Source organism: Natronosalvus sp. KLKA75 (assembly GCF_059736265.1).
Map to the genome: position 1 here is coordinate 1 of NZ_CM185522.1, position 18,469 is coordinate 18,469.

The following is an 18,469-nucleotide window of genomic DNA, read 5'->3' on the forward strand; positions in this document are numbered from 1 at the left end:
CGACGCTCGCGGGAACGCTTCCGAGGACGAGTACGATCAGGAGGGCAGCGACGAACCGGCGTGTCACACGTCTCCTTCTCTCCCGCGCGAGCAAGACTGTTCTGGCTTCCTGACGGTCAGTCGATACACGTTCTGCATCCTGACGGCCCGTCGATGAAAGCCGGGCCGTTTTCGTTCCCGAGAACGTAGCCCGCGCCGTGTACGAGCGACCCGCCACCGCCCGAACGGATAGCGAGTCGGAGGGGCTCCCGTGACCGATCGCCGCGTCCGACGGGCGACGTCGGACGACGCCCTGGCCGTCCGTCGACTCGTCGACGGCGCGTTGCTCGAGGTCGGCGACGTCGAGTCGCGAATCGACGACGGTGACGTCCTGGTCGCGACAGAACCGCGATCGGTGGGTACCGGCGAGACGCGGCGGGTCCTCGGCGCGGTCGTCCTCGAGACGCCGGTTCGAGGCGAAACGAAGGGGGCACGTCGCGGCGATCGCCGTCCACCGACGTCACCGCGGACGTGGGATCGGAACCGACCTGCTCGAGGCGGCGCTCGAGCAAGCGGGCGTGCTAACGGCGAACTTCGATGCGGACGTGCGACCGTTTTACGAGTCGCTCGGATTCGACGTCGAATCGATCACGGAGGGACGGTATCGCGGGGTGAAACGACGTTCGGGGGCACGACACAACGGCTGAAGGAGCCGAGGTCATCGCGACTTCGGTGAGGATCAATCCGGGCGGAGTGTAGCCGACGACTACGTGCTCGATCACCGTTACCTGATACCTCCGACAGGAACCCGATCCTCGAGTGTGGCGGCTGACACGCCCGCCTGTCAGTGATAGCGATCATGCTCACATTTTATACCGGCGAGTGTGGTAGGTGGCCCCGGCATGAACCCCAGACAACTCCTCACCGGTGATCCCAAGCGGGCTCGATGCTCTACCTCGGGATCGGCGCCATCTCGCTGCTGAAAGCGCTGGCGGTCCGCAACGACAAGCGACGCTTCAAACGCGAACTACTCGACGCCGCCCTGTTCCTCGGCGTCGGAATCGCGCTGCGCAACGGCAGCCTCAGAGAGCAGAAACAACAGGAACTGCGCGAGTCAGTCCCCGACGTGCTCCTCCAGGCGCTCGAGGGCGACGGGAGCGGCGACGACTTCGCGTCGATGGCGAAGAAACGGTTCGGCCGCGAGTCGGAGCCGGAACCCGAACCCTCGCTGCGGGCTCGAGCGACGGGCTTCGTTCGCTCGTAGACTCGTAGAAGCGTAGAAGCGTAGAATCGCCTCGAGAAAGGACCGAAGAAGCGCACCACCGTTTTTCAGGCTTCGACGAGCTTGTAGGCACCCCCGTCGGTCTCGCCGTCCTCGGGAGCGGGCGCCCGCTCGGCGTAGTAGATGGCGCCGTCGACGACCAGCGGCGTGCTCGTGACGACGCCGTCGTGGTCGACGTGCCAGACTTCCTCGCCGGTCTGTTTCTCGACGGCGTACAGCGTCCGGTCCTTCGAGCCGAAGACCACCCGGTCGGCACACACCGTCGGGCACCCGGTGAGCGCACTGTCGGTTCCGAAGCGCCAGTGCTCCTCGCCGGTGGCGGCGTCGAGCGCGTAAAGGTTGCCGTCGTGACTCCCAGCGAAGACGACTCCGAGGCTCGGGTCGATCCCTGGGCCCGTCATCGAAAGCCCGCCCGTCTCGACCGACCAGTCCTCGGTGCCGTCCTCGAGGTCGACCCGGTAGATGCGCTGGTCCCACGAGCCGAAGTAGGCCCCGCCGTCGTAGGTGGCGATCGGTCCCTTGATCTCGCCGTCGGTGTCGTTGTCGGGGTCGGTCTCGAACGTCCACTCGAGTTCGAGGTCTGGATACTGCCACCCATAGAGCACGCCGTCGTTGGCGCCGACGACCAGCCGGCCGGCGTTGGGGTCGATCGCGGGCGTCGAGTGGGGGTGGTCGGTGGGCCGGCTCTCGGCGTCCTCCCACAGCACCTCGCCGGTGTCGGGGTCGACGGCGAACATGCTGCCCTCGGGGTCGGGATACTCGACGGCCACGAAGACGCGGTCGCCGTCAAATACCGGGCTCGAGCCGATCGACCCGCCCAGCTTCTCGGCCCACACCTCGTCGCCCGTCTCGAGGTCGAACGCGTAGAGGACGCCGTCGTAAGCACCGATGAAGACGGTATCTGCGGTGACGACGGCCGTCCCGTGGATGCCGTTGCCGTCCGTCTCGGTGTCGGCTTCCCACAGCACTTCGCCATCGGCGGTGAGCGCCGTGACGATGCCAGTGTCGCCCGGCATCACGAGACCACCGTCTGACGTCGGCGTCGCGCTCGCTTTCGCCGCGCTGTGATCGCCAGTGTTTACCTCTGGGAGGCGCCAGGCCTGCTCGACCGCGTCGGGGATCGTCTCCTGGGGACGATATCCCCAGTTCTCGAGCGAGTCCCGAAACTGGGCGACATTGTCGGGGTACGTCGCCTCGAGCGGGTCGTCGATGGGGTCGATCAGGGGGTCGTCTTCGGTGTCGTTGCCGTTACCGTTGCCGTTCCCGTCACGATTACCGGCGTTCGGCGTCGGATCGTCGGATTCCGACTGGTCGAGACAACCAGCGGTTGCCGCCGCGAGACTCGCGCCGCTGAGTCGGAGGACGCGTCGTCGGGAGAGGCCTTGCATTACGAGAGCAGTTTTACTCGAGTGGCATGAACGTTCGCCTCGAGCGCCTCGGTGCGCTCACCGGTGGTAATCTCAAAGTGACCGACGACCGTCCGCGAGCGGAGGGCTACCTGGACGTCGGCTCGAGTTCGGCCGTGAAGTGACGGAGTTCGGGTACCTCGGGTTCGGTTTTGATCTCGAGGCCCGTCGCCTCGTCGGCCCGCTCGAGGACGGCCGCGGCCGCATCGGCAACGTGCTCGAAGTGCTCGCGGTGGTAGGTCCGGCGGGGGACCGCCAGCCGGACGAGTTCTGGACGGTCAGTGCCGGGGAACGCGAAGCTCCCGAGTTCGACGCCGCGAACGCCGCCCTCACGGTAGAGTTCACAGACCAGCACCTGCCCGGGGAAGTCGCTCGACTCGAGGTGCGGGAAGACGGCCTCGGCGTCGAGGTAGACCGCGTGGCCGCCGGTGGGCGTGTAGACGGGGACGTCGCGGTCCTCGAGCAGGCTCGCGAGTGTCCGAATGCTCTCGACGCGGTCGGCGACGTAGGCCTCCTCGACGGCTTCCCGGAGGCCGACCGCCAGGGCCTCCATGTCCCGGCCGGCCATGCCGCCGTAGGTCGGGAAGCCCTCGTAGAGGATCGCCCGCTGTTTGCAGCGGTCGGCCAGCGCCTCGCCCTGGGTGGCGACGAACCCGCCAACGTTCGAGAGGCCGTCTTTCTTGCCGCTCATCACCAGCGCGTCGGCGTACCCCAGTTGTTCGCGGGCGACGTCGGCGACCGACGCTTCGGCGTACTCAGCTTCGCGCTCGGTGACGAAGTAGGCGTTCTCCGCGAAGCGACAGGCGTCGACGACGAACGTGGCGTCGATCTCGTCGGCGAACTCGGCGACCCGGCGGGTGTTCTCGACGCTCACCGGCTGACCCGCCGCCGAGTTGTTCGTGATCGTCTGGATCACCACGGGGACGCGGTCGGCGCCCACCTCCTCGACGACCTCGCGGCCGCGTTCGATCGAGAAGTCGCCCTTGAAGTCGCCCGGGGCCCCGGGTCGGTCGCGACCTCGACCGGGCAGTCGACCGGGTCGGCGCCCTGGTTGGCGACGTGGGCCCGCGTCGTGTCGAAGTGCGTGTTGTTCAGGGCGACGTCCCCCTCCTCGAGCAGGGTGCCGTAGAGGACGTTCTCGGCCCCGCGCCCCTGGTGGGCCGGGACGACGTGGGAAAAGCCCATGACGTCGGCCACCGCGGCCTCGAGCCGTCGGAAGCTCTTCGACCCGGCGTAAGACTCGTCGCCCCGGATCAGGGCGGCCCACTGGTCCTCGCTCATCGTTCCCGTCCCGCTGTCGGTCAGCAGGTCGATGAACACGTTCTCGGCGTCGAGGTTGAAGACGTTGTAGCCCGCCTCCTCGAGTGCGCGTTCGCGCTCGCCGCGAGAAGGGAGGTCGATCGGTTCGACCATCGTCGACTTGTAGTGTACCATATCCCGTTCTGAGGCGCGGCGATAGTTCAATGCATCTGCGGGTTTCTGGGGGCTATCCGCCCCGAACGTACACCGGGCGACGAATCGGGGCTTCGAAGCACGTCCCGTAGTCGCGGGAGGTGGCCCGGTCGGCACGCTCGAGACGCCGACCAGTCAAAGTAGGCCCGCAATCAGGGCTCGAGGCGATACCGGACCGTCCGCGCGCCGTCGAACCGAGGACCCGACCCGGTGTCACCGAAGCCGAGTTCCTCGGCGGCCTCCTCGACTGCTCCGTGGCCGTCCGGAACGAGTACTTCGACGGCCATCCCTTCACACTCGGCGAAGCGAACGGGTTCGGCCAGCAGGCGCTCGCAGGCGGCCTCGGTGCCGTCGATCTGGGTGACGTGGACGGTGTCGCCCTGGGCGTCGAAGCTGACGAATCCGAGGAGGTCCTCGGGATTGGACTTGCCGTACTGCGAGGCGTCCGCGTCGCTCGCGTCGTCCGCAGGTGGGACGTCGGCGTTCGGGTCGTGAGTACCGTCCTCGGCCACGCGCACCGTCCGGTCGTGGACGAGGTTCCGGGCCACGTCGGTCGGAGCGTCGGCGATGGCGGCAATCGCGTCGGCATCGGCCTCGAGGGCATCCCGTACGTTCATTACTGTTTGTCAATGCCACGCACGAATATAAATCCGACGAGCCACGGACACCGCCGCTACGACCCACTGTCGACGCGCGCACATTCTTGTGCCAGGGAGGCAAAACGCACCGCATGAACGACGCGTCGGCGACGGACGAGACTCGCTGTGCGTTCTGTGGACACGCGTGCCCACTCGAGCCGGTTACCGGAGACGGCGAGGGAGCGGACCCGGACCGGGTCTTCTGCTCGCGCGCCTGCCGCGACGCCTTTCGGGAGAACGAAGACGGGTCCCGGAAAGAAAACGGACACCGAACGCTCGAGACGGGCGTCGCCGCTCTCGAGGCGAGCCTCCCGCAGGGGCTCCCGCGAAACTCGTTCGTCCTCCTGGTGGGCAACTCCGGAACCCGCGAGGAGGCCATCCAGGCCGAACTGGTCTGGCGCGCGCTCGAGCGCGACGAACCGGCGATCGTGGTGGCGTTCACCGAACCACCCACGTCGGTCGTCGAGAACTTCCTCGCGATGGACTGGAACGTCCTCCCCTACCTCGAGTCCGGCCAGCTTCGCGTCCTCGACTGCTTTACCTCCAGGATGGACGACCCCGAGCGCCTTCACGACCGGATGACCGAGTGGAATACCCACCTGCGGCGCGTCGTCGAGCCGCAGACGGCCACCGTCCGCGATCCGGGCGACGCCCACGAGGTGCTGAACGTCCTCGACAACGGCCTCGAGGACCTCGAGATGATCGAGACGGGGCTGGTCGTCGTCGACTCCATCGCGGAGTTCGCCTCGCTCGTCCAGCCCGTCCAGGCCTACGACTTCGTCCGGGACGCCCGCGCCGAGGTCTGCAAAGGCCGGTTCGTGCCGCTGATCGCCGGGGGAACGGTCGCGGGCGGCGAGGAAGTCTTCCCCCGGAACCTCGCGTACGCCGTCGATGGTGTGGTCGACCTCGCGCTCGACAACTCGATCGTCGAGGACACGCTCTTTCGTCGGCTCCGGGTGCGCAAGCTCCGAGGCGTTCTCGCGATCAGCGAGTGGCACACCTACGAGTACACGAGCGGACTCGGCATGGTGACCTTCGATCCGCTTGAGGAACTCGAGGGCGACCACGATGACGGTGACAGTGGTGGAGAATCGGACGATGGGACGAGCGGGACGAACGATCCGCGAGACGACGTCGGTGGAAGCGAACACATCGACGAGCCCAACGTCGAGGAACGGAACAGCTAACTGTTCCAGCCGAAATCCTCCGTCAATGCCCTTCGGTGTCGACGAGGCCGGCAAAGGCCCCGTCTTCGGGTCCATGTTCGCCGCCGCGGTCTGGGCCCCGACTCGAGACGCCCTCCCCGACGGCGTCGCCGACTCCAAGCGCCTCTCGCTGGAGCGACGGGAGACCCTGGCCGAGACCATCCGCGCGGACGCTCGACTTCGGGTCGGCGTCGCCGAAATTACCACCGACCGGATCGACGCCCCCGACACCGACATGAATGGCCTGGCCGTCGAGGCCCACGCGAGCGCGCTCGAGGGGGCCGTCGAGGCTTCCGGGGCTGCCGAGGCCGCCGGGGAGTCTCCATCCACCCTCGAGCACGGGGGAACGTCGGAACCGCCGGTCGTCCACTGCGACGCCTGCGACACCGACGCCGAGCGCTTCGCCCGCCGGGTCGCCGACGCCTGCGCCCTCGAGACCACGGTCGAGGCGACCCACGGCGCCGACGACGACGACCCGCTCGTGGGTGCCGCGAGCATCGTCGCCAAGGTCGAACGTGACGCCCACGTCGCCGCAATCGCCGACGAGTACGGCGAGGTCGGCAGCGGCTACCCTTCCGACCCGACCACGCGGGCGTTCCTGGAGGAGTACGTCGCGAGATGTGGAGCGTTGCCGCCGTTCGCCCGCGCGTCGTGGTCGACCTGCGCCGACGTGCTCGCCGACGCCGAACAGACCGGACTCGGGCAATTTTGACGTACCCCCGCCCGAAATACGCCGGCATGAGCGAAGACGACGTCGCTCGAACCCTGCGAACCTACGAATCGGACGCCGACGCCTACGTCGAGAAGTACCGAACCGAGTCGGTGCTCGCCCGGTACGGCGAGGCGTTCCTCGAGGCGCTCGAGACCACCGGCGGACAGCGCGTTCTGGACGTCGGCTGTGGCCCCGGCGTGGACTCGGCGGCGCTCGAGGCCCGCGGATACGACGTCGTCGGTCTGGATCTGACCGAGTCGTTCCTCCGGGCGGCGACGGAGGACGTCCCTTCGGCGTCGTTCCTCCGGGGCGACATGCGCGCACTCCCGGTCGCGACCGGCGCGGTCGAGGGCCTCTGGGCGTGTGCGTCATTTCTCCACGTCCCCCGGGCGGACGCGCCCGCGACGCTCCGCGAGTTCCGACGGGTGCTCGACACCGACGGCGTCCTGTACCTCTCCGTAAAGAGACCCGACCTGGCCGCCCGCGACGAGAGCGACCGCCACTTCGAGCCATACCAGCCGAGAGCGGTCCACGACCTGCTCGAGACGGCCGGCTTCGAACGGGTGACGGTGACCGAACTGGACGGGTGGGTCTCCGCACTGGCCCGCACGCCCGCCCGATAGCAATCGACTTTTTGGGTCCCGCGTCGTAGCGCGATTCATGGGATACGTCTGTCCAATCTGTGAGGCGGGCGTCACCGACGGCCGCCAGCTCGCCGACCACCTCGCGGTCACCGCGTCGCTCGGCCGCACGGCTCACCTCGAGTGGCTCGAGGAGCACGTCCCCGACTGGGGCTCGAGAACGCGAGACGAACTCGCCGACGCCGTCACCCCGCACGCGCTCGAGGTGGAGTTACCGGTCTCGGAAGACGCTTCCGAGGGGCCAAGGGTGCAGTCGGGGCGGGGGGCGAACGCGAGGAACCAGAGAGGCCCGAAGGGCCCCAGACTCGAGGACGCCATCGCCCAGCAGGCACAGGAACCGGGGCGCGGAGACGTGACCACCGAAACCAGGGACGTCCTCGAAGAGGCGAGGGCGTTGACGGCTCGAATGGAGGGCGACGGGCGGCGCGGGTCGAGCGCCGGCAACGGGGAATCGCCCGTCGAAGACGAGCACGAAGACGAGACCGGAAACGAAAACGAAAACGCGTAACTGTCCTCTCGCCAACCGTCTCGACATGCACACCGTCGGTACCTTCGCCCCCGGCACCCTCGAGGACGCGAGCGAGCAGTACGAATTGGTCGGTCCCGCCGCCCAGACCGTCGTCCGCGAGGTCGCCAAATCCATGGACTTCGACCGCGAGGAGTACGCCGACCGCGTCTCGAGAGACGTAGTGGAGACGGCTCGAGACGCCCTGTTCGCGAGTTTGCTCGAGGTTCGCGTCGGCACCCGCAAGGAGTACGAGGACTGGCGCGAGGCGTACGACGGCGAGGTGATCGAGGCGGGAAGCGAGCACGTCGACCACGTGGTCTGGCACGCCGCCCCGACCGGCGAGGCCGTCGCCGCGACCTTTCAAGAGAAGGAGGAGGCCGCCATCGCGACGCTTCGGCGTCAGGCGTTCGGCCGACTGTACCGTGACCAGCTATAGGATCTTTTCAAGTGTCGCATCGGCCACCGGGTGGACGTAGCGCGTCATCTGGTGAGAACGTTCGAGCGAACCATCCCGGGTGAGCGGCGAAGAGCGCGTGCACCAGCGTCTCGAGATCACGGCGTTCGTGGAGTGACGCGACGAGTGATCGTGGCCATCGCTCTCAGGGGGTTGCTATACGAATCGAAAGGGGTTGCTGCACGAGAGGAAGGCGGCTTCGCGTAACGACGCGGAGACCGGCGTCCGTAGGGACGGCAATCAGGACGAGTTTGGACCTGAACCCGAATCCGGATCCGAGCGGAAATTCGAATCCGAACGCGACCCCAAGTCCGAACTCGAGTCGTCGACCACCTCGAACGTCGTTCCGCCGCACCGGCAGCCCTCTCGTCGCCCTATCGGGCGAATTTTTTCGTCGGACCACCGCTCCGCCGCGTACGCCGCCCCGCAAGACGTACAGATCGCTGCGACTTTCTGCACGCGTTCACGCTCGTGATCGCTGTCGACGCCATCTTCGTCTTCACCTGCGACTTCGTCTGACGCCGGTTCGGCGGCGTCGTCTCCCGCAACCTGGTCGTCCATGTGGGCCCTGAGGGGCCACAACGGGATAGCAATCATGCGGTGACCTCGAGGGTATTTATATAAGCGTGCTGGCGCGTTTCACGGCCTGCGTTCGCTATCACTTGCGCGAGAGCGTTCTCGAGACGACGGAGCGCCGGCGGAAGCCAACGGAACCCGACGAAGCAACGACGAAACGCGTATCCTCCGTCGGTCCCGAATGTCGAATAATGCGTCGACGGACCCTCCTCCTCGTTTCGGCCTTCGTACTCGTGCCACTCGTCCTCTTGGTCGCCCTCGGCGCCGTCCCCGCGCTGATCGGCGGCGGGGACGTCTACTACGTGGTCGCGAACGAGGTCGACCTCGAGGATGGGGAACCGCCAGAGGCGAACGTCACGGGTACGATCGCCGCTGAGAACCTCTCGGAGAACCGCTTCCCGTACACGACGGGCGCGCTCGAGGACGGTCGCTCGGCGGCCTACGAAGAGGGGCGATTCGGCTTCGAGTCGGCGTTCACGCACACGCCGTTCGACGAGTTCTCCGAGTTCGAGACGTGGAACCGCGCAGCGACCGACCCCGAGGCAGACGTGGTCTACCTCGAGCGAAACGGTACCTACTACCGCCTCGAGATCACACCAGCTAGCGATGTCGATGGACCCTGACGACACGGACGACGGGGGTGCCGACGCCAACTCGGGAACCACCGAGGATGCACCGGCGTGGCCCGTGCTCGAGTCGCAGACCGAGTACGAAACCGGCTGGTACGACGGCGGCTACGATCTGGTTGAACAGCCCAATGGCTCCGAGAAGCGCTACTACTGGGCCGACCTCCCCGGCAGTGGTGATCGTCGCCGCGACCGACGAGTCGATCCTGTTCGTCGAGCAGTACCGCCCCGCGATTCGAGAGACGCACCTCGAGTTGCCCGCGGGTATCGTCGAGGACGGCGAGTCCTACACCGCCGCGGCCGCGCGCGAACTCGAGGAGGAAACCGGCTTTCGCCCCTCGAGTCTCGCCCTCTTGCAGGAGTACCGCGTCGCGACGGGCGTCCTTCGCCACGACCGCGGCGTGGTCTACGCGGAGGGACTCGAACCCGGCGAGCGCGACCTGGACGGCAACGAGTTCCTCGAGGTGCGGACGATTCCGAAGGGCGAGGCGCTGGCTCGAGCGCGCGAGCACCCGGCGAACGACTCGACGCTGAGCGCACTGTTGCTGGCCCGCGAGGACGGGTTGCTCAGGGACCAAGAGCATCGTTTAACCCGCTCGAGACCCAACCCCGACCAACACGATGGACGGCGAAATCTCCACCGACGACGTCTCGGCACTGCTCGAGTCCGACGCCGACGTGCGGATCGTCGACATTCGCGACCAGGCGAGCTTCAAACGTGGCCACATTCCCGGCAGCGAGAACGTCCCGTTTCACGAGATAACAGCGAAAATCGAGGACTTCGACGACGCTGACCGGATCGTCACCGTCTGCCCGCACGGGCAGGCGAGCGTTCAGGCGGCACGGCTCATCGGCTCCTACGAGGGGAGCGCGGACGCCCGCGTCGAGAGCATGGTCGGGGGACTCGAGGCCTGGGCCAAGGCCTACGAGTTGGCGGCCGACGACGGCGAGGACAGCGAGGGCAGCGAGGGCAACGAGCGAGACGGGCGAGGTGAGCGAGACGAGGACGACGAACGCGAACACAGTACTCGAGGGAACGCTGACTCGAGCGCGCCGTTCTGATTCTGCGACCGGAGATCGACTCGCGGTCGCCGCAGGGTAATCACTGTACCAGTCCCCGAACCGACCTGGCGGACGCGACTCGAGTGAGGCGAGACGCGGATGACGACCACCCCGTTGTAACGACCCTGACTATGACGGCCGAACAACCATCCCTGTGAATGATTCACATACGAATGGTCTGGTTCCGCATCGCACCACAATGGGACAGACCGTCAGGATTTCAGCGGGCTGAGAGCCGTATCAGCACCCGGCCACACCCCCCACGTGGCCGGTTTTGCTGTCGGCGTATTCGAATCCTCGAGAGAGTGGTTTGAAGACGACGTCGTTACTCGAGGTACCGGTCCGAAGACGACACTGCTACTCGAGTTGTACGACTCGAGGCGTGTTCGGACGCGTCGCACGAAAAACGGGAGAGCGGCGTCGCTGCTCGAGGCCCTCGTCGAAACGAAAAACCGCACCGCAGGCGCTGTTTCGTTCGGTTCGCGACCCGCCATGGATCGGAAGTCCGGTCAGAGCATCGACGGTCAGGCGACGTTGAATCCGCGATCGCGGAGGAAGTCCTCGATGCGGCCGCGGTGGTTGCCCTGGAGTTCGATGTGACTGTCCTCGACGGTACCGCCACAGGCGAACTTCGATTTCAGATCCGACGACAGACTGTCGAGATCGACGTCTTTGGGGTCGAATCCTTCGATGACCGTTACCTCTTTACCGTATCTGCGCTCGTCAATGCGGATGGTGAGTTGCTGCTGGCCCTTGGCCACGTCCTCGCAGACGCAGAGTTCCTGGGGCAGCCCGCACGTCGAGCAGACTTCCGACATTACGTTCGCCCGTACGGAATGAGCATATTAAACACTATCGGGACCGCAACCGACTTCCGACTCTCGTGACCGCAACCGTCTTCGGCCTCCAGCAGTCGGACGCTCGACCCACCGCTGCCCGAAGCTGCCTGACAACCGATGGGATTTTCCCGTCTGCGCGTCCAGGGTGTTGGCATGAACTATCGCGCAGTCGAACCGACGGGAGAGTACGTCGCCAGCCTCGACCACGGCGCCGACTGGCGGGCCGAGATCGAGTCGCTCGCGACCGAGGTCGACGCCGACGCCGCCTGGTTCACCGCCCTCGGCGCCGTCCAGGACGCCGAAATCTGGTTCTACGACCAGGACACCCTCGAGTACGAACCCGTGACCTTCGACGAACCGCTCGAGGTAGCCAGTTGCGTGGGGAACGTCTCCTGGCTGGAGGAGACCGGTTCGCCCACACCCACGCCGTCCTCTCGCGACCCGACGGTACGGCCCTCGCGGGCCACCTGAACGCCGCGACCGTCTTCGCGGGCGAAGTGTACATGCGCACCTTCGAGGAGCCCTCGAGCGCGAGCACGACGAGACCACCGACCTCGACCTCTGGCTCTAACATGCGGGCCGAGGACGAGCGCTACTTCGAGACGCTCGAATCCTGCTCGAAGAGGCCATGGACGTCGCCGAAACCGCCAAGCAGCGAGGCGACGACCCGAAGCCAGAAGTCGAGATTCCGGTCGCGAAAGACATGGCCGACCGCGTCGAGAACATCCTCGGGATCGACGGCGTCGCCGAGCGCGTGCGCGAACTCGAGGGCCAGATGTCCCGCGAAGAGGCCGCCCTCGCGCTCGCGGAAGACTTCGCCGACGGTTCCGTCGGTGACTACGAGACGAAAGCCGGGAAGGTCGAGGGCGCGGTCCGGACGGCCGTCGCGCTCCTGACCGAGGGGGTCGTCGCGGCACCGATCGAGGGGATCGACAAGGTCGAGATCCTCACCAACGACGACGGCACCGAGTTCGTCAACGTCTACTACGCTGGCCCGATCCGGTCAGCGGGCGGGACCGCCCAGGCACTCTCGGTGCTGGTCGCGGACTACACCCGCGCGCTGGTCGGGCTCGAGACCTACGAGGCCCGTCAGGAGGAGATTGAACGCTACGCCGAGGAGGTCGGCCTCTACGACAAGGAGACCGGGTTGCAGTACTCCCCAAAGGACGAGGAGACGAAGTTCATCGCTAAACACCTCCCGATCATGCTCGACGGCGAGGCCACGGGCGACGAGGAGGTCTCGGGCTTTCGGGATCTCGAGCGCGTCGACACCAACTCCGCCCGCGGCGGGATGTGTCTGGTGATGGCCGAAGGGATCGCGCTGAAAGCCCCCAAGATCCAGCGCTATACGTCCCAGCTCGACGAAATCGACTGGCCGTGGCTCCAGGATCTGATCGACGGGACCTACTACGACGACGGTGCGTCAGCGAATGAAGGCGAGGACGAGGATGGAGGCGACGGCGGAGAAGGCGAGGGAGACGAGGAGACAAACGCTGACGACTCGAGTCCCGACTCCGAGGAAGACGATCGACCGTCGGGACCCCCGCGCGTCGAACCCGCCACGAAGTTCCTCCGGGACCTGATCGCCGGCCGCCCCGTCTTCTCACACCCCTGCGCCGAGGGCGGCTTCCGCCTGCGCTACGGCCGCGCGCGCAACCACGGCTTCGCGACCGCGGGCGTCCACCCCGCCTCGATGCACATTCTGGACGACTTCCTCGCGACGGGCACCCAGATCAAGACCGAGCGCCCCGGCAAGGCCGCCGGGGTGATTCCCGTCGACAGCATCGAAGGCCCCACCGTCCGCCTGGCCAACGGCGACGTCCGACAGATCGACGACGTCGAGGAGGCCCTCGAGGTCCGCAACGGGATCGAGAAGATCCTGGACGCCGGCGAGTACCTGGTCAACTACGGCGAGTTCGTCGAGAACAACCACGCGCTCGCGCCCGCCGCCTACGCCGTCGAGTGGTGGGTCCAGGACCTCGAGGCCGCCGGTGCGGACGTCCAGGCGCTCGAGGACGACCCCCGGATCGACCTCGAGGACCCGCCCGCCGAGCAGGTCCTCGAGTGGGCGCTCGAGTACGACGCCCCGCTCCATCCGAAATACACCTACCAGTGGCACGACCTCTCGGTCGAGGCCTTCGTCGGGCTGGCCGAGGCCGTCAGCGACGGAACGGTCGAGGATGGGGGCGCAGGTGGCGAGACGCTCGTCCTCGAGCACACCGACGCCGTCCGCGAGGCGCTCGAGACCATCGTCGTCGAACACCGCCAGCGCCCCGACCGGATCGAGGTCGACGACTGGGAGCCGTTCGTTCGCAGTCTGGGACTGACAGTGGATCTGGAGCGCACCTGGTCACTCGAAGACCTGAGCGAGCGCGCTCGCGCGTGGGGCGTACACGAAGACGGCGACAACGCCATCGAGGCGGTCAACGAGGTCGCCTCCTTCACGGTTCGGGAGCGCGCGCCGACCCGCATCGGCACGCGGATGGGTCGGCCCGAGAAGTCCGAGCGCCGGGACCTCAGCCCGCCCGTCCACACCCTCTTTCCCATCGGCGAGGCCGGCGGCGCCCAGCGCAACGTCGCCGACGCCGGAAAGTACGCCGAGACGATGAGCGACACGCCCGGCGTCGTCGAACTCGAGATCGGCCGCAAGCGCTGCGAGGCCTGCGGCGAGGAGACGTTCAAGAACCGCTGTCCGGAGTGCAACGAGCGGACCGTCCCAGACTACGAGTGCCCCTCCTGTGAGTCCCGGGTCGACCCGGACGAGGCGGGCCGCGTCGAGTGCGACCGCTGTGAGATCGAGGCCACCTGCGTCGAGTACACCGAGGTCGACGTCCACGAGGTCTACCGAGACGCCCTCGAGGCCGTCGGTGAGCGCGAGAACGCCTTCGAGATCCTCAAGGGCGTGAAGGGACTCACCTCGACGACCAAGGTGCCGGAGCCGATGGAGAAGGGCATCCTTCGGGCGAAACACGACGTCTCGACGTTCAAAGACGGCACCGTCCGCTACGACATGACCGACCTCCCCGTGACGGCCGTGCGGGCCAGCGAACTCGACGTGACGGTCGGCCAGCCGAGGCGCTGGGCTACGAGGAGGACGTCCACGGCGAACCGCTGACCCACGCCGATCAGCTGGTCGAGCTCAAGGTCCAGGACATCGTCCTCTCGGACGGCGCGGCCGAGCACATGATGCAGACCGCCGATTTCATCGACGACCTGCTCGCGCAGTACTACGGGCTCGAGCCGTTCTACGAGATCGACGATCGCCAGGAGCTCGTCGGCGAGCTCGTATTTGGTATGGCACCGCACACCTCCGCGGCTACTGTCGGGAGAGTGATCGGTTTCACGAGCGCCGCCGTCGGCTATGCACACCCGTTTTTCCACGCAGCAAAAAGACGAAATTGCGACGGTGACGAGGACTGTGTCATGCTCCTCATGGACGGCTTGTTGAACTTTAGTATTAGTTTCTTGCCAGACAAACGAGGCGGGCGCATGGACGCTCCCCTCGTTATGTCCTCGAGAATCGACCCCTCCGAGATCGACGACGAGGCCCACAACATGGACGTCGTCTCCCGCTATCCCCGCGAGTTCTACGAGGCCACCCTCGAGCAGGCCGACCCGGGCGACGTGGAGGACATCGTCGAAATCGCCGAAGACACCCTGGGAACCGACCACGAGTACACCGGCTTCGGGCACACCCACGACACCACCGACATCGCCATGGGGCCGGACCTGTCGGCCTACAAGACGCTCGGGTCGATGATGGACAAGATGGACGCCCAGCTCGAGCTGGCGCGCAAACTCGAGGCCGTCGACGAGACGGACGTCGCCGAGCGGGTCATCGAGTACCACTTCCTGCCCGACCTCATCGGCAACCTGCGGGCGTTCTCGCGCCAGGAGACGCGGTGTCTCGACTGCGGGGAGAAGTTCCGACGGATGCCCCTGACCGAGGTCTGCCGGGAGTGTGGCGGCCGCGTCAATCTGACCGTCCACAAGGGGTCGGTCAACAAGTACATGCAGACCGCCATCGACGTCGCCGAGGAGTACGGCTGTCGGGACTACACCAAGCAACGGCTGGAAGTGCTCGAGAAGTCCCTCGAGAGCGTCTTCGAGAACGACAAGAACAAGCAAAGCGGCATCGCGGACTTCATGTGACCGCGGCTGGTGGTGAGCGACTCCGTTCGGACGTTCGTCGGATCAACTGCGCTTCTGTCTCGCGTCGCACGCCCCTGACGTGGCGCTTGGAGGCGGACCGGTTAACTCCGTAGGTTGTCGACGATATTCGTTTTGAACCCGCTGTACACGGTAGCCAGCGGACTCGACCAGGTCAGTCGGTGGTACATCCGGACCTCCGGGGCGAACTTCGCCTTGTACTCGGAGAGTCCGTAGAGGTTCGCCCCGCCGTGGTCGAGGCGCTCGAGGCCGCGGTCGCGCGCCTGACAGATGACGTGCCAGAGCATGAGGTCCATCACCGGGACGCTGTGGTCGCGATTGCTAACCCCCTGCCACGTGACCAGCGTTCTATCGTCTTCGATAGTTATCTGACCGCCGACGAGTTCGCCGTCGGCAACGAACCGGTACACGCGCATGATCCCGTCGGGAAGTGCGCCGTACAGGGCCGAAAAGAACGCCGGCGGTGCGGCGTACTCGTCGTGACGTTTCCGTAGCCCGTCGATGATAGCGGGTATCTCTGCGCCGTTCGTTTCCGTTATTTCGTAGCTGTCGTTCGGCGTGTTTCGAAGGTTTTGCCGGAGGTCGCTGCTGAACGTCATCAGCAAATCCTCTTCCGACGGCGTGAGATCGACGGCGTACGTGAAGTACGGCTTGCGAGCGGCGTACTCGTTCCAGAAGAACGGCCGCGGGTCGCCGTACTCCGTGCCGGTCTGAATGTGGATGTACGCTGGACCGATCGTTTCTCGAATCGCCTCGTCAACGGCCGCGACGAAGCGGTTGTGACGCCGCAACGCCTTCCGTTCTTTCAGCGACTCCTGGTTGAGCAGGACTGGCCCGAGGTAGTTGATTCGCAAACCGGTCGGCGGGGAATAGGCCGTTTGAACGGGGCCTTTCGATTTGGAGAACACCGGAAATATGCCGACCGGCTGGTTGCCTTTGTACCCAACGTACGGATACAGCGTTCCGGCGTAGTCTTCCATGACCTCCAGGGCCTCGTAGCGGTGGAAGGGCGTCCGATGGGGCGACTGTTCGACCAGGCTATTCCACTCGTCCGGGTCGTCTACGAGGGACACGTCGATGGTCATTTTCCTCACCGTATCGGCGTATTGGACGGCACGCAGCACTCCTACGGACGAGAACCCCGTGTAAAGTTCTTTCATGCATTTCGCTGAAGCGTATCGCAGTCGTCGTTGTTACCCTCGGCGACATGGAACGACCGGAGTCGTGACCACCAGCGGCGCGAACGGAGACGAACCAGTGACCAGTTTTTCAATCGCTCGCGAAGAATACAGGGTTGGTACACATGACACCCACAGACACTGCCGGAATCGCTACCCGTCGTCACCTGCACCGGAGAAAGCGTACAGTGCGCCAATCCGGTTTCGCGTGCTCACGACCGTGACCGTCGAGCCAGGCCCGCTCGAGGTTCGCCTCCGCGATCGTTTCGGCGGCACCGTTGGGGAATCACGCGTCGTCGTCCGCCAAGCCGTCGACCTCGCAGACTCCGGCCAGTACGAGGCCGACGTGGGCGCCGAGTTGACCACCGAGGCGGTGCTCGAGGAACTTGCCGATGCGCCCCACGGCACGCCCGCGGACCGGTGGAACTGGTGGATCGGGTCGCTCGAGGTCGCCTACGGAGGCTACGGCCAGTTTGGGATTCAGCGCTATCGCGACGGGTGAGGCGGGTGAGACGGATGAGAGGATGAGACCCTCGTCGTCGGTCGAAAACTGGCGTCGGGTAATGCTATAGATAGTATAGTTTTCTCGATGGTAATGCTATAGATAGTATAGTTTTCTCGATGGTAATGCTATAGATAGTATAGTTTTCTCGATGGTAATGCTATAGATAGTATAATGTCATTCGACGGTCGTCGATCGAACGCGCGCCGCATCAGCGGGTGACTCCACGACCAACAGGGGCCTCGAGGGCGAGTTGATCTGTAGCGATTGGAGATCGATTCGGCAACGCTCGATCTGGTAATGACGACCAGACATCTGCGCACACAAGATACACCGCTTCTTCCCCGGTACCGCCGAGCATGGGTGAACGACAGTCAGCACTCGACGAGGTTGACCGGGGGATCCTTCACATACTACAGACGGACGCCCGGAACAACAGAGCCAGGGAAATCGGGGAGGCCGTGGGCGTCTCCGCGAGCACCGTCCGGAATCGAATCGAAGCACTTGAGGACGAGGGCGTGATCAGGGGATACATTCCGAAGATCGACTACGAGCAGGCGGGCTATCAGCTGTCGATCCTCTTCACCTGCACCGCCAGCGATCCGTCCGAACCGCTCACCGAGGACTTGCTGGAAAAACACGGCGTCGTCTCCGTCCGGAAGCTGCTCGCCGGTCGGGAGAACTACCACATCAGAGTCGTCGGTACGGACACGAACGACGTGTCGAACATCGCGAACTCGATTCGCGAGTGCGGCCTCGAGATCGTTCGGTCGGACGTGCTCGACGACGAGTACGTCCAGCCGTTCGACCACTTCGGCAAGGACGTCCCCTCGAGAGAGGGGTGAGAAACGGTCTCGCCGGAAATTCAGCCCGTTTTCTGTGGAATAAGCAGCGTTCGATGGTAAAATCCAGGCCTTCCACAACTGGTGACGGGGTTTATACGTATCCAACGGCTGCCTAGCGATGATGGAATCCGTTTCACCCACGCAATCAGTCTCCTCCAGTTCGCCCGTCACGGCCGTCGTCGAACTCGTCGCAGATCGAGAAGGAACGGATCCGATGGAGCTACAGCCGCCGCTTTACGACGTGATCGACCCCGAGGCACTCAACGCGCTCTTCGCGCCGACCAGTCGCGGCCGACCGCGCGAATCCGGTCAGGTTTCGTTCGAGTACCTGGGCTACGACGTCACCGTCCGGGGGAACGGGGACGTTTCCGTGAGAAACAACACTGAACGGTAG

At 65.7% G+C, this 18,469-nt stretch carries 16 protein-coding genes and 5 pseudogenes; 15 read left to right on the plus strand and 6 right to left on the minus strand.

Going from position 1 to position 18,469, the window contains the following annotated elements; genetic code table 11:
* Positions 1–250: 250 nt before the first annotated feature.
* Both AC6I65_RS00005 and AC6I65_RS00010 read left to right on the plus strand, forming a co-directional pair.
* On the plus strand, positions 251–715 hold the full coding sequence (locus tag AC6I65_RS00005) for a hypothetical protein (protein ID WP_497902086.1): 465 nt from the start codon (positions 251–253) through the stop codon (positions 713–715).
* A 210-nt stretch (positions 716–925) separates the two neighbouring features.
* Positions 926–1,243 carry a hypothetical protein gene (locus tag AC6I65_RS00010; RefSeq protein ID WP_497902087.1) on the plus strand — a complete coding sequence of 106 codons (318 nt, stop codon included), beginning with the start codon at positions 926–928 and terminating at the stop codon, positions 1,241–1,243.
* Between the two features lie 65 nt (positions 1,244–1,308).
* Here the strand turns inward: AC6I65_RS00010 and AC6I65_RS00015 are convergent, their stop codons facing one another.
* The 3 genes and pseudogenes from AC6I65_RS00015 to AC6I65_RS00025 all read right to left on the minus strand — a co-directional run bounded on the left by AC6I65_RS00015 (position 1,309) and on the right by AC6I65_RS00025 (position 4,736).
* Entirely contained in the window at positions 1,309–2,649 is a 1,341-nt protein-coding gene (locus AC6I65_RS00015) for an outer membrane protein assembly factor BamB family protein (protein ID WP_497902088.1), read from the minus strand.
* 106 nt (positions 2,650–2,755) lie between these two features.
* Positions 2,756–4,101: pseudogene (locus AC6I65_RS00020) on the minus strand (tryptophanase).
* A gap of 170 nt (positions 4,102–4,271) precedes the next feature.
* Positions 4,272–4,736 carry a hypothetical protein gene (locus AC6I65_RS00025; protein WP_497902089.1) on the minus strand — a complete coding sequence of 155 codons (465 nt, stop codon included), beginning with the start codon at positions 4,734–4,736 and terminating at the stop codon, positions 4,272–4,274.
* 113 nt (positions 4,737–4,849) lie between these two features.
* On the opposite strand from AC6I65_RS00025, the gene AC6I65_RS00030 reads away from it, so the two are divergent.
* From AC6I65_RS00030 to AC6I65_RS00050, 5 genes are read left to right on the plus strand one after another with little or no spacing between them, the layout of a single operon-like run.
* Complete coding sequence (locus tag AC6I65_RS00030; protein ID WP_497902090.1) at positions 4,850–5,944, plus strand: RAD55 family ATPase; 1,095 nt, start codon at positions 4,850–4,852, stop codon at positions 5,942–5,944.
* 25 nt (positions 5,945–5,969) lie between these two features.
* Positions 5,970–6,674, plus strand: coding sequence for a ribonuclease HII (gene rnhB, locus AC6I65_RS00035; protein ID WP_497902091.1), 705 nt, complete (start codon positions 5,970–5,972; stop codon positions 6,672–6,674).
* 26 nt (positions 6,675–6,700) lie between these two features.
* Complete coding sequence (locus AC6I65_RS00040; RefSeq protein WP_497902092.1) at positions 6,701–7,297, plus strand: class I SAM-dependent methyltransferase; 597 nt, start codon at positions 6,701–6,703, stop codon at positions 7,295–7,297.
* Positions 7,298–7,334: 37 nt separating this feature from the next.
* Positions 7,335–7,823, plus strand: coding sequence for a DUF5810 domain-containing protein (locus AC6I65_RS00045; protein WP_497902093.1), 489 nt, complete (start codon positions 7,335–7,337; stop codon positions 7,821–7,823).
* Between the two features lie 25 nt (positions 7,824–7,848).
* Entirely contained in the window at positions 7,849–8,259 is a 411-nt protein-coding gene (locus AC6I65_RS00050; protein ID WP_497902094.1) for a DUF5809 family protein, read from the plus strand.
* A 258-nt stretch (positions 8,260–8,517) separates the two neighbouring features.
* Here the strand turns inward: AC6I65_RS00050 and AC6I65_RS00055 are convergent, their stop codons facing one another.
* Complete coding sequence (locus AC6I65_RS00055) at positions 8,518–8,838, minus strand: hypothetical protein (RefSeq protein ID WP_497902095.1); 321 nt, start codon at positions 8,836–8,838, stop codon at positions 8,518–8,520.
* 206 nt (positions 8,839–9,044) lie between these two features.
* On the opposite strand from AC6I65_RS00055, the gene AC6I65_RS00060 reads away from it, so the two are divergent.
* From AC6I65_RS00060 to AC6I65_RS00070, 3 genes and pseudogenes are all read left to right on the plus strand, one after another.
* Positions 9,045–9,476 (plus strand): hypothetical protein, encoded by a 432-nt coding sequence (locus AC6I65_RS00060; protein WP_497902096.1) that lies wholly within the window; start codon positions 9,045–9,047, stop codon positions 9,474–9,476.
* Positions 9,466–10,048 (plus strand): annotated as a pseudogene (locus AC6I65_RS00065) (NUDIX hydrolase); the annotation flags it as partial. The gene AC6I65_RS00060 and the pseudogene AC6I65_RS00065, both read left to right, overlap by 11 nt.
* A 52-nt stretch (positions 10,049–10,100) precedes the next feature.
* A pseudogene (locus tag AC6I65_RS00070) lies at positions 10,101–10,448 on the plus strand (rhodanese-like domain-containing protein); the annotation flags it as partial.
* Positions 10,449–11,065: 617 nt separating this feature from the next.
* Here AC6I65_RS00070 and yciH read toward each other — a convergent pair.
* On the minus strand, positions 11,066–11,359 hold the full coding sequence (yciH, locus tag AC6I65_RS00075) for a stress response translation initiation inhibitor YciH (RefSeq protein ID WP_253431440.1): 294 nt from the start codon (positions 11,357–11,359) through the stop codon (positions 11,066–11,068).
* 174 nt (positions 11,360–11,533) lie between these two features.
* On the opposite strand from yciH, the pseudogene AC6I65_RS00080 reads away from it, so the two are divergent.
* Positions 11,534–11,951, plus strand: a pseudogene (locus AC6I65_RS00080) (PPC domain-containing DNA-binding protein).
* A gap of 1 nt (position 11,952) precedes the next feature.
* A pseudogene (locus AC6I65_RS00085) lies at positions 11,953–15,532 on the plus strand (DNA polymerase II large subunit).
* Between the two features lie 101 nt (positions 15,533–15,633).
* Here the strand turns inward: AC6I65_RS00085 and AC6I65_RS00090 are convergent.
* Positions 15,634–16,635: a lipid II:glycine glycyltransferase FemX gene (locus AC6I65_RS00090; RefSeq protein WP_497902097.1), complete on the minus strand. Its 1,002-nt coding sequence runs from the start codon at positions 16,633–16,635 to the stop codon at positions 15,634–15,636.
* Between the two features lie 313 nt (positions 16,636–16,948).
* Between AC6I65_RS00090 and AC6I65_RS00095 the strand changes: the two genes are divergently transcribed.
* The 3 genes from AC6I65_RS00095 to ddfA all read left to right on the plus strand — a co-directional run bounded on the left by AC6I65_RS00095 (position 16,949) and on the right by ddfA (position 18,469).
* Complete coding sequence (locus AC6I65_RS00095) at positions 16,949–17,230, plus strand: WNWW family protein (protein ID WP_497902098.1); 282 nt, start codon at positions 16,949–16,951, stop codon at positions 17,228–17,230.
* Positions 17,231–17,589: 359 nt separating this feature from the next.
* The gene (locus AC6I65_RS00100; protein WP_497902099.1) at positions 17,590–18,075 is read left to right on the plus strand and encodes an Lrp/AsnC family transcriptional regulator; all 486 of its coding nucleotides are present in this window, start codon (positions 17,590–17,592) and stop codon (positions 18,073–18,075) included.
* 121 nt (positions 18,076–18,196) lie between these two features.
* Entirely contained in the window at positions 18,197–18,469 is a 273-nt protein-coding gene (gene ddfA, locus AC6I65_RS00105) for a DdfA family disk-determining factor (RefSeq protein ID WP_497902100.1), read from the plus strand.

Coding starts and splice junctions, on each gene's coding strand:
- AC6I65_RS00025 (WP_497902089.1), bottom strand. CDS start 4,736: ATGAACGTACGGGATGCCCTCGAGGCCGATGCCGACGCGATTGCCGCC.
- AC6I65_RS00060 (WP_497902096.1), top strand. CDS start 9,045: ATGCGTCGACGGACCCTCCTCCTCGTTTCGGCCTTCGTACTCGTGCCA.
- AC6I65_RS00050 (WP_497902094.1), top strand. CDS start 7,849: ATGCACACCGTCGGTACCTTCGCCCCCGGCACCCTCGAGGACGCGAGC.
- AC6I65_RS00015 (WP_497902088.1), bottom strand. CDS start 2,649: ATGCAAGGCCTCTCCCGACGACGCGTCCTCCGACTCAGCGGCGCGAGT.
- AC6I65_RS00040 (WP_497902092.1), top strand. CDS start 6,701: ATGAGCGAAGACGACGTCGCTCGAACCCTGCGAACCTACGAATCGGAC.
- rnhB (WP_497902091.1), top strand. CDS start 5,970: ATGCCCTTCGGTGTCGACGAGGCCGGCAAAGGCCCCGTCTTCGGGTCC.
- AC6I65_RS00010 (WP_497902087.1), top strand. CDS start 926: ATGCTCTACCTCGGGATCGGCGCCATCTCGCTGCTGAAAGCGCTGGCG.
- AC6I65_RS00030 (WP_497902090.1), top strand. CDS start 4,850: ATGAACGACGCGTCGGCGACGGACGAGACTCGCTGTGCGTTCTGTGGA.
- AC6I65_RS00090 (WP_497902097.1), bottom strand. CDS start 16,635: ATGACCATCGACGTGTCCCTCGTAGACGACCCGGACGAGTGGAATAGC.
- AC6I65_RS00055 (WP_497902095.1), bottom strand. CDS start 8,838: ATGGACGACCAGGTTGCGGGAGACGACGCCGCCGAACCGGCGTCAGAC.
- AC6I65_RS00100 (WP_497902099.1), top strand. CDS start 17,590: ATGGGTGAACGACAGTCAGCACTCGACGAGGTTGACCGGGGGATCCTT.
- ddfA (WP_497902100.1), top strand. CDS start 18,197: ATGGAATCCGTTTCACCCACGCAATCAGTCTCCTCCAGTTCGCCCGTC.
- yciH (WP_253431440.1), bottom strand. CDS start 11,359: ATGTCGGAAGTCTGCTCGACGTGCGGGCTGCCCCAGGAACTCTGCGTC.
- AC6I65_RS00045 (WP_497902093.1), top strand. CDS start 7,335: ATGGGATACGTCTGTCCAATCTGTGAGGCGGGCGTCACCGACGGCCGC.